The organism is Burkholderia sp. APQ4-4ca, assembly GCF_057837105.1.
The window spans coordinates 64658-74135 of the sequence record NZ_JBYQCG010000067.1 but is presented as its reverse complement, the minus strand read 5'-3'; the positions used below and the strand labels follow the sequence as shown (position 1 = coordinate 74135).

The window sequence follows — 9478 nt, the reverse complement described above, 5'->3', positions numbered from 1 at the left end:
AAGACGCATCCGGACGACGCGATCGCGCTGTATCACCGGTATCTGCCGTTCGCGCTCGACCATGGCGCGGGCAGTGCGCGGTACGACGAGGCATTCGGTATCGTGCGCGAGATTCGTGGGCTCCGGGTTGCGCATCGTCAGGAGGCGGCATTCGACGCGGACCTGGAAGCCATTCGCAAGACCTACCGGGCGAAACGCAACTTCATCAAGCTGCTCGAGAAGCTCGGCGCGTGATGCGGCCGGCGGAAGGGAGGGTAGATGGAGGTGAATATCGATGTGCGGGCCGTCGACGACACCGTGCTCGCGCTTCTTCATCTGACGTTGCACGACGGTAATCGCCCGTGGAAAAGCTTCGATTGGCACGCGTTGAGTCGATTGCACGAGCGCGGGCTGATCGGCGATCCGCTCAACAAGGCGAAATCCGTCGTCCTCACCGATGAAGGCTTGCGTGCGTCGGAGCGCCTTTTCGCCCGGCTGTTTGTCGTCGCATCGGACGATGCGCGGACGGACGAGCAAGCGTAGTCCTCACTCATGTGGCGGGTTCGTAACGCCATCCGCCGCGATCCCACTGCATCGTGTGCGTCGGTTCGAGCGCCGCGAGAAATGCGGCGTCGTGCGATGCGACCACGATTGCGCCGGGGAAGCCGGCCAGCGCGGCTTCGATCGCGCGCACCGATTCGAGATCGAGGTGATTGGTCGGCTCGTCGAGCAGCAGCAATTGCGCGGGCGTGCCGCGCCACAACGCGCACGCGAGCGCGGCCTTCAGCCGTTCGCCGCCGCTCAGTTGCCGCGCCGGTTGCGTCGCCCGCGCCGCGTCGAGCTGCAGCAGCGCGAGACGGCTGCGCAGGTCGCCTTCGGCGAGCGGCGTATCGAGCGCGCCCAGTTGCTCGACGATCGAGCGTTCGGGGTCGAGCAGCGCGAGCCGCTGGTCGAGATACGCGGCGCTCACGTGCGTCGTGCAGATACCTGAGTGCGGCGCGAGCTCGCCCGCGAGCATCCTCAGCAACGTCGACTTGCCGCAGCCGTTCGGGCCCGTCAGCGCGATGCGCACGGCGCCGCTCGCCGACCACGTGATCGTGTCGGCGTCGCCCGCGACGCGCCACGGCAATCGCGCGCGTTCGAGCGTGAACAGCTGGCGGCGCGCGCTGACTTCCGTGCCCGGAAGCGAGACGAGCACCGGCGCGTCGGCTTCGACGCGCGCGGCCGCTTCCTGCACGCGTATGTCGAGCGTCGCCTTGAAGTCGCTCTGATGACGCCGGACCGTTCCCATGATCGCGCGCGCCGCGCCCTTGCGGCTCTGGCGCGCCATCGACGACAGGTTGGCCGTCTTCGCGTCGCGCAGCGATGCGGCCGCGTGGCGCTGGATCGTGTCGTGTTCCTGTTCGAGCCTGCGCCGCACGCGCCCGCGCTCGGTGCGCGCATGGTCGAGCGCCGCGTGCGCGGCCTCCTGTTGCGCGTCGCGCTGCGCACGGTAGAGCGCGTAATTGCCGCCGTACGAGCGCGCGCCGTGCGGCGTCAGCTCGACGATGCGCTGCACGCCGGCGAGCAACCCACGGTCGTGGCTCACGATGACGACGCCGCCGCGCCAGCCGTCGAGCGCCGCGCGCAGCCACGCGCGGCCCGGTGTGTCGAGATGGTTGGTCGGTTCGTCCAGCACGAGCAGGCCGGCGCCCGACAGCAGCGCACCGATCAGCGCGACGCGCGCGAGCTGGCCGCCGCTCAGCGCATGCGCGGGCGTGTCGGCGTGGACGTCGTGCAGGCTGGCCGTGTCGAGCGCCGTGCGCAGGCGTTCGGCGAGATCCCAGCGATCGCCGATCAGGTCGAAGTCGTGCGGTGTCGCACGGCCGTCCGCGAGACGCGCGAGCGCGCCGAGCGGCGCATCGAGCGCGGCGATCTGCGCGACGGTCGGCGGGCCGGCCGCCGCGTCGTCGCGGTGGAGGTCGTGATCATGCTGCTGCGCGACGTAGACGACGTGCGCATGCCGCTCGATCGTCCCCGCGCTCGGCGTGCGCTGCCCGGCGATCAGTTGCGCGAGCAGGCTCTTGCCGACGCCGTTGCGGCCGACGATGCCGGTCGGCGTGCGATCGATCGACAGGTCGAGCGAATCGAACAGCGTGACGCCGTCGTCGAAGCGGAAGGAAACGTGATGAAGCGCGACGAGCGCGCCGGTGGGCGTGGCTGCAGCCATAAGCACCTCCAAAAATGCATGAAGACCTTCGCGCGGCGTGCGTGGCACGGGCGGCGAAAACATTTCGGGAAGGCTTAGTCGTTCACTTTGGCTGGCGTTCGGTATGAGGAATAGGCGCGCAGTGTAGCAAGCGCGGCACGCGGGCCGCAAGCGAGCGGCGCGAACGCCGTCGCTTGCGCGCCACGCACGGTTACTGCACGGCGACCGTCGTGAAGTTCTGCCGTCCGAACGGACTCACGTGATAGCCGCTCACGTTGGTGCGCGTCAACGCGGCCGCGGTCGGGTAGCCGAGCGGGATCCACAGCGCCTCGTCGTGGATGATCTTCTGCGCGCTTTCATAGAGCTTCGCGCGCTTGGCCTGATCGGCGGTCGACTTGCCGTCGGCGATCAGCTTGTCGAGCTGCGCATCGCAGAAGCGCGCGAAGTTGATGCCCGACTTCACCGCATTGCAGCTGAACAGCGGCGACAGGTAGTTGTCCGGATCGCCGTTGTCGCCGGCCCAGCCCATGAACAGCATGTCGTGCTGGCCGAGCTTCGCCTGCTTGATCAGCTCGCCCCATTCGATCACCTTCACCTCGGCCTTCACGCCGATCTTCGCGAGGTCGGCCTGCAGCAGTTCCGCGCCGACCTTCGGGTTCGGGTTCAGCACGCTGCCGGTCGGGCGCGTCCAGATGGTCGTCGAGAAGCCGTTCGGGAAGCCGGCCTGCGCGAGCAGCTGCTTCGCCTTCGCGGGATCGTACGCATACGGCGCGACGTCCTTCGCGTAGCTCCACGTGTTCGGCGGATACGGGTTGTTCGCGGCCGTTGCGGTATTGTCGAACACGACCTTCAGATAGGTCGCGCGGTCGAACGCGAGGTTCAGCGCCTCGCGCACCTTGTCGTTGTCGAGCGGCTTCTTCTGCGTGTTCAGCGCGACGAACGCGGTCATGAATGCGGGCGTCTGCACGACTTTCAGCGCGCTTTCGCCCTTCGCGGCGAGCACGTCCTGCGGCTTCGGCGACAGCGCGAGCTGGCATTCGCCGGCCTTCACCTTCTGCAGGCGCACCGACGGGTCGGGCGTGATCGCATAGATCAGCCGGTCGACCTTCGGTTTCGTGCCCCAGTACGTCGGGTTCGCGTCGTAGCGGATCAGCGCGTCCTTCGTATAGCTCTTGAGCACGAACGGGCCGGTGCCGACCGGCTTCGCGTTCAGGTCGGCCTGCTTGCCGGCCTTCAGCAGCTGGTCCGCGTATTCGGCCGAGTAGATCGACGCGAAGCCCATCGTCAGGATCGGCACGAACGTCGCGTTCGGCTCGTTCAGCACGAATTTCACCGTGCTGTCGTCGACCTTCGTGACCGACTTCACGAGCTTCACGAGGCCCATCGACTGCGCGTGCGGGAAGCCGCTCGCGCCGGCCACCTTATGCCACGGGTTTGCGTCGTCGAGCATCCGCGAGAACGTGAACACGACGTCGTCCGCGTTCAGCGTGCGGCCTGGCTTGAAATAGTCGGTGGTCTGGAACGCGACGTTCGGGCGCAGATGGAACGTGTACGTGAGGCCGTCGGCGCTCGCTTCCCATTTGTCCGCGAGCGCCGGCACGACCTTCTTCGCGGCTTCGTCGTAGGACACGAGCGTGTTGAAGATCACGTCGGCCGATGCGTTGGTCGTGACGAGCGAGTTGTACTGCACGACGTCGAAGCCGTCCGGGCTCGATTCCGTGCAGACGGTGAGCGGCTTGGCGGCGGCGACGCCGGGGGCGGCAAGGGCGGCGAGGGTCGTGGCCACGGCGGCCGCGGCGAACAGCTTGACGTGCATAGGATCTCCCACGTGGCGTGTGTTTTTCGCTGGATGACGGAGGCAGGCGCGGCGCGGTCGAGGAGCGGCCGGCGCGGCTTGCAAATAGCATACCGTCAAAGCGCGCGACGCGTGGAAAAAGGCGCCGGAACGTGGTGAATTGAGCGACAAACGGCTGCGTTCGCGACGAAACGCGTGTTGGGGCGGCGGTGCGGGCAGGTTAGGAGCGATGCGCGAGGCGACGGCGTCGAGGCGACAGTCGATCGCGATGCGCTGGGCAAATACGGGGCGCGACTCGATCGACGAAACGGATACGATCGCGCCAGCGACGCGCGACGCGTGGTGCGGCAGGGCGTCTGGAATGCGGGAATGCGGGAGGATGGGAATCCGCTCGGCGGCGCGCGATCCGACCGCGACGATCAAGTCGCGCCCCGGCGCGCGACGCGCGCCGGATCCGCGACGCACTCAGTGCGCGCCGGCCTTCGGCTTGCGCGGCGCCTTCTCGAACAGGCGGTCGTACAGCCAGCGCGGCAGTACGTGCAGCACCTTCGCGACGACGCCCATCTGCCACGGAATCACGCGGAACGCGTGCTGCCGGGCGATCGCGCGCGCCGCGCGTGCGGCGAAGCGGTCGGCGTCCATCAGGAACGGCATCCGGTACGGGTTGTGCGCGGTCATCGGCGTGCGAATGTAGCCGGGCGCGATCGTCACGACGCCGACGCCGGCCGGCCGCAGTTCGACGCGCAACGCTTCCAGATACTTGATCGCGGCCGATTTCGACGCGCTGTACGCGCCCGAGCCGGGCAGCCCGCGCACGCCGGCGACGCTCGCGACGCCGACCAGCGTGCCATGGCGCGCGGCCGTCATCGGGCCGACGAACGGCTCGAACGTCGCGACCATCCCGTAGTAGTTGATGTCCATCACGTCGCGGAACGCCGCGAGGTCGCCCTGACCGGTGACGGCGCCCTGGCTGATGCCCGCGTTCGCGATCACGACGTCGGGGCAGCCGTGCGCGGCGATGAACGACGCGGCGGCCGTCGCGAGCGCATCGGCGTCGCGCACGTCGGCGCAATAGACGGAGATGGACAGCTTCGGGAACCGCCGCGCGAACGCATCGAGTGCATCGGTGCGCCGCGCGACGAGCGCGAGCGTGGCGCCCTGGCGGGCGTATTCCTCGGCCATCGCGAGGCCGAGGCCGCTCGACGCGCCGGTGATGAAGACCTTCAGCGGAGTAGTCATGCCGGCGCGCGGGCGGGGATCAGAGCTTCTTGTCCTGAACCTGCTTCACGAGGAAGTCGAGCACCTGCGCGGTACCCGGGATGCTGTTCGTGTAAGCCGGGCCCGTCTTGTACTTGCCCTGGACGACGACCGTCGGCACGCCGTCGATCGCGTAGTCCTTCAGCAGCTTGGCGGACTGGTTCACCTCGCCCTGCACGCTGAACGAGTTGTACGCGTCCATGAACTTCTTCTTGTCGACGCCCTGCGTGGCCAGGAAGTCGGCCTGCGCCTGCGGCGTCAGCAGATAGTTCTTCTGCTTGTGGATCGCGTTGAAGATCGCCGGCGTGACCTTCTCCGAGATGCCGAGCGCGGACACCGCGTAGTACAGCTTCGAGTGCGGGATGAAATCGTCACGGAATGCGACCGGCACGCGCTTGAAGTCGATGTTGTTGCCCTGTTTCTTCACCCAGGCCTCGATCGTCGGCTCGAATTCGTAGCAGTGCGGGCAGCCGTACCAGAAGAACTCGATGACCTCGACCTTGCCGGCCGGCGCGGACACCGGCTGCGGCGACTTCATCACCTCGAAGTCCTTGCCGGCGGCCGGCGCGGCGGGCGTGGCCTGCGCGAGGCCCGCGGCCAGACCCAGGGACAGAAGGAGCGTGCTAAGCAGTTTTTTCATGTTGTGAACGTCGAATCAGTTGCTCGGGTTACGGAACGTAACGGGTTCTGCGTGGGCGCGGCCGGTTGGCTTACTGCTTCGTGAAGCGGATCACCGCCGTGTCGACACCTGCATCGGACAGGCGCTGACGGGCCGAGTTCATATCCTCGAACTTCGAGAACGGGCCGACGCGCACGCGGAAATAGGTCACGCCGCTGACGTCGCGCTTCGACACCTTCGATTCGAAGCCCTGGAAGCCCAGGCGCGCACGCTGCTGCTCGGCATCGCCTTCCGTCTTGTACGCACCGACCTGCAGGAAGTAGCCGGTGTTCGCGTCGTTCGCGGTCGGCGGCTTCGCCGTTGCCGCCGCCGCGGCCGCGGCCGACGACGTCGGCTTCGGCGTGTTCGCGGCCTGCTGCTGTTGCTGCTGCTTTTGCGCGGCGGCCTGCTGCGCCTGCTTCTGCGCGGCGAAGCGTGCGAGGTCGTCCTCGCCGCCTTGCTGCTGTTGCTGCGCCTGCTGTGTCTTCTTCGGCGGCGTGGTGTCGGCCGGCTTCGGCGCGACGGCGACGCCGTTGCCCGACGACGGATTGTTCGACGCGGCGGTGTTGTTCGAGCCGGTGGCGCCGTTCGCGTTGCCCGACGGCGGCACTTCGACGATCTGCGGCTCGGGCAGCAGGCCGCCCTGGGTCTGGTTCGCGGCCTGGCCGGGCGCGGTGTTGGGCGGCGCGGATTGCGCGGCCTGCGGCACCGGCTGGCCGGGCGTCTTGCCCTGCAGCGCGCGGTTCGGGTCGAACTGCTGCGGCTGGCTCGCGCCGTTGTCGGCCGGCGGCGGCGCGACCTTCGACACGAACGGCGACGGCGAACGCGTGATGTAGAGCGCCACCACCACGGCGATCGCGAGGCCGACGATCAGGCCCAGCACGATTCCAAGAAATGTCCCTCCTGCTTGTTTCGATTGCTTCGAAGTTCGGCGTGGTTGTGCCATTGCTTGAGTCACCTGCAAAAAGAATCGTGAGAGGGCTGCGGCGAGCATCCGGCGGCGGGCATTCGCCGGCGGGTGCTGCCGCGGCCATTCGCGGCCCGGTTCGGGGCCGCGCTGACATCCTTACATCTTGGCGGGCGCGGATACGCCGAGCACCGCCAGGCCGTTCTCGAGCACCTGCCGCGTCGCGGCGAGCAGCGCGGCGCGCGCATTGCGCGGCGCTTCGTCGTCGACCAGCACGCGCTCCGCATTGTAGAACGAGTGGAATTCGCCAGCGAGATCGCGCAGGTAGAACGCGACCGCGTGCGGCGCCAGCTCGTTCGCCGCGTGCGTGAGCATGTCCGGATACTCGGCGAGCTTCTGCATCAGCGACGCCGCTTGCGTGCTCGTCAGTTGCGACAGGTCCGCGCCCGGCAGTTGCGCGACGTCCACGTTGTAGCGCGACTTCAGTTCGTTGAGCACCGAGCAGATCCGCGCATGCGCGTACTGGACGTAGTAGACCGGGTTTTCGTCGTTCTGTTTCAGCGCGAGGTCGATGTCGAACACGAACTCGGTATCGGCCTTGCGCGAGATCAGGAAGAAGCGCACCGCGTCGCGGCCGCGCGTGATGGTCGCCTCGTCGATCAGGTCGGGTGCCGCTTCCTGGCCCGCGGCCGCGCCGCCCGACCATTCGATCAGGTCGCGCACCGTCACGTAGCTGCCCGCGCGCTTCGAGATCTTCACTTCCTGGCCGTCGCGCATCACCGTGACCATCTTGTGCAGCACGTAGTCGGGATAGCCCTTCGGGATCCCGACGTGCAGCCCCTGCAGGCCGGCGCGCACGCGCGCGATCGTGCCGTGGTGGTCCGAACCCTGGATGTTGATCACCTTCGTGAAGCCGCGCTCCCACTTCGTCACGTGGTATGCGACGTCCGGCACGAAGTACGTGTACGTGCCGTCCGACTTGCGCATCACGCGATCCTTGTCGTCGCCTTCGTCGGTCGTGCGCAGCCACAGCGCGCCGTCCTGCTCGTAGGTCATGCCGGCCTTGACCAGCGCGTCGACCGTCTTCTCGACGCGGCCTTCGCTGTAGAGCGACGACTCGAGGTAGTACTGGTCGAACTTCACGCCGAACGCCTGCAGGTCCATGTCCTGTTCGCGACGCAGGTACGTGACCGCGAACTTGCGGATCGCGTCGAGATCCTCGACGTCGCCCGTGCCCTTGACCGGCTCGCCGTCCGACGCGGCGACCGTTTCGCCGTTCAGGTAATCGCGCGCGATGTCCGCGATGTATTCGCCGTTGTACGCGGCTTCCGGCCAGCCCGCGTCGCCCGGCTTCAGGCCGCGGGCGCGCGCCTGCGTCGAGATCGCCAGGTTGCCGATCTGCACGCCCGCGTCGTTGTAGTAGAACTCGCGGTGCACCGCGTACCCCTGGCTCGCGATCACGTTCGCGAGCACGTCGCCGAGCGCGGCCTGGCGGCCGTGGCCGACGTGCAGCGGGCCGGTCGGATTGGCCGACACGAATTCGAGCAGCACCTGCTTGCCTTTCTCGCGATCCGACGTGCCGAACGCGCGGCCCTGGTCGAACACGGCGGCGATCACCGCCTGCTTCGCGGCGGCCGACAGGCGCAGGTTGACGAAGCCGGGGCCGGCGATCTCCGCGGCTTCGACGAGGCCTTGCGCGGCCGGCTGCGCGGTGAGCGCGGCGACGATCTGCTCGGCGAGCTGGCGCGGGTTCGTGCCGAGCGGCTTCGCGAGCTGCATCGCGACGTTGCACGCGACGTCGCCGTGCGCGGCGACCTTCGGGCGCTCCAGCGTGATGGCGGGGGCGACGAATGCCGCGTCGGCGCCTTTCAGCGCGTGTGCGACCTGCTTGACGCTATCCGCGAGCAGGGCTTCGAGGGTCTGTTTGTGTGCTGGCAGCATGCTGGTAGAAGGCTTCGTTGGTGGCGGCCGGAAACGCCGGTCCGCCGGCGCGCTTTTTAAGCGCGCGTTTCAGGGATCGCAGAATTTTAACAGGTGCTAATATGCCGCTCAGGCGGCCCGCGTCCGCGAGGCCGGACGCCGGTCTGCTGGCGTTCCCCAACCGCGCCGCGCAGGCACAACAAGATGAAAAGGGAATTGTCATGATTACGTTCAAGAGCAAGGCGGCACAGGATCTCGACGTGCTGAAGGATTTCGCCGTGTATGTGCTGGGTCTCGTCGGCAAGCAACTGGGCGAGCGTGGTGTCATTACGCACGACGAACTGGACCACGCGATCGCCAAGCTGGAAGGCGCGGTCGCGCAGGCGAAGCAGGAGCGCGCCGAGCACGCCGGCCATTTCCACGAGGACGAAGCCGACCACGCGCACCACGAAGTGCCGCCGAGCCTGGCCCAGCGCGTCGCGCCGTTCCTGACGATGCTGCGCGAAGCGAAGGCCGGCCAGGCCGACGTGCACTGGGGCTTCTGAGCTTCCTTGCTTGGCGGATCGGACGGTTCGCCGGAAAGCAAAAAGCCCGCTTTTGAGCGGGCTTTTTATTTTGTCTGATGAAAGCCGCGCCGAGCGGAAGACGGGCGCGAAATCGGGGCGGCAGCGTGGCGCTTGCCTTGACCGGCGGGTGAAATTCCTTACAACTCAACGCAAGACTATGTGAAAGCGGGTGCGAAAACATAGCGCCGCCCGGGCAACCGGGTCCCAC

At 67.7% G+C, this 9478-nt stretch carries 8 protein-coding genes and 1 pseudogene; 3 read left to right on the top strand and 6 right to left on the bottom strand.

Annotated features, from left to right (window positions below; translation table 11 throughout):
- Together AC3IFE_RS04985 and AC3IFE_RS04980 are read left to right on the top strand one after the other, a co-directional pair.
- Positions 1-234, top strand: a pseudogene (locus AC3IFE_RS04985) (hypothetical protein); the annotation flags it as partial.
- 30 nt (positions 235-264) lie between these two features.
- Positions 265-522 (top strand): DUF6429 family protein, encoded by a 258-nt coding sequence (locus AC3IFE_RS04980; RefSeq protein ID WP_489189787.1) that lies wholly within the window; start codon positions 265-267, stop codon positions 520-522.
- Positions 523-529: 7 nt separating this feature from the next.
- On the opposite strand, the gene AC3IFE_RS04975 is transcribed toward AC3IFE_RS04980, so the two are convergent.
- The 6 genes from AC3IFE_RS04975 to argS all read right to left on the bottom strand — a co-directional run bounded on the left by AC3IFE_RS04975 (position 530) and on the right by argS (position 8725).
- Positions 530-2188 carry an ABC-F family ATP-binding cassette domain-containing protein gene (locus AC3IFE_RS04975; RefSeq protein WP_489189772.1) on the bottom strand — a complete coding sequence of 553 codons (1659 nt, stop codon included), beginning with the start codon at positions 2186-2188 and terminating at the stop codon, positions 530-532.
- Between the two features lie 190 nt (positions 2189-2378).
- Positions 2379-3983: an ABC transporter substrate-binding protein gene (locus AC3IFE_RS04970; RefSeq protein WP_489189771.1), complete on the bottom strand. Its 1605-nt coding sequence runs from the start codon at positions 3981-3983 to the stop codon at positions 2379-2381.
- 444 nt (positions 3984-4427) lie between these two features.
- Positions 4428-5201: an SDR family oxidoreductase gene (locus tag AC3IFE_RS04965; RefSeq protein ID WP_489189770.1), complete on the bottom strand. Its 774-nt coding sequence runs from the start codon at positions 5199-5201 to the stop codon at positions 4428-4430.
- A 19-nt stretch (positions 5202-5220) separates the two neighbouring features.
- On the bottom strand, positions 5221-5859 hold the full coding sequence (locus AC3IFE_RS04960) for a thiol:disulfide interchange protein DsbA/DsbL (RefSeq protein WP_089468578.1): 639 nt from the start codon (positions 5857-5859) through the stop codon (positions 5221-5223).
- Positions 5860-5929: 70 nt separating this feature from the next.
- Entirely contained in the window at positions 5930-6823 is an 894-nt protein-coding gene (locus AC3IFE_RS04955) for an SPOR domain-containing protein (RefSeq protein ID WP_489189769.1), read from the bottom strand.
- A gap of 120 nt (positions 6824-6943) precedes the next feature.
- Positions 6944-8725, bottom strand: a complete 1782-nt coding sequence (gene argS, locus AC3IFE_RS04950) for an arginine--tRNA ligase (protein WP_489189768.1) — start codon at positions 8723-8725, stop codon at positions 6944-6946.
- Positions 8726-8925: 200 nt separating this feature from the next.
- Between argS and AC3IFE_RS04945 the strand changes: the two genes are divergently transcribed.
- Complete coding sequence (locus tag AC3IFE_RS04945) at positions 8926-9249, top strand: DUF1840 domain-containing protein (protein WP_006489103.1); 324 nt, start codon at positions 8926-8928, stop codon at positions 9247-9249.
- Positions 9250-9478 lie beyond the last annotated feature (229 nt).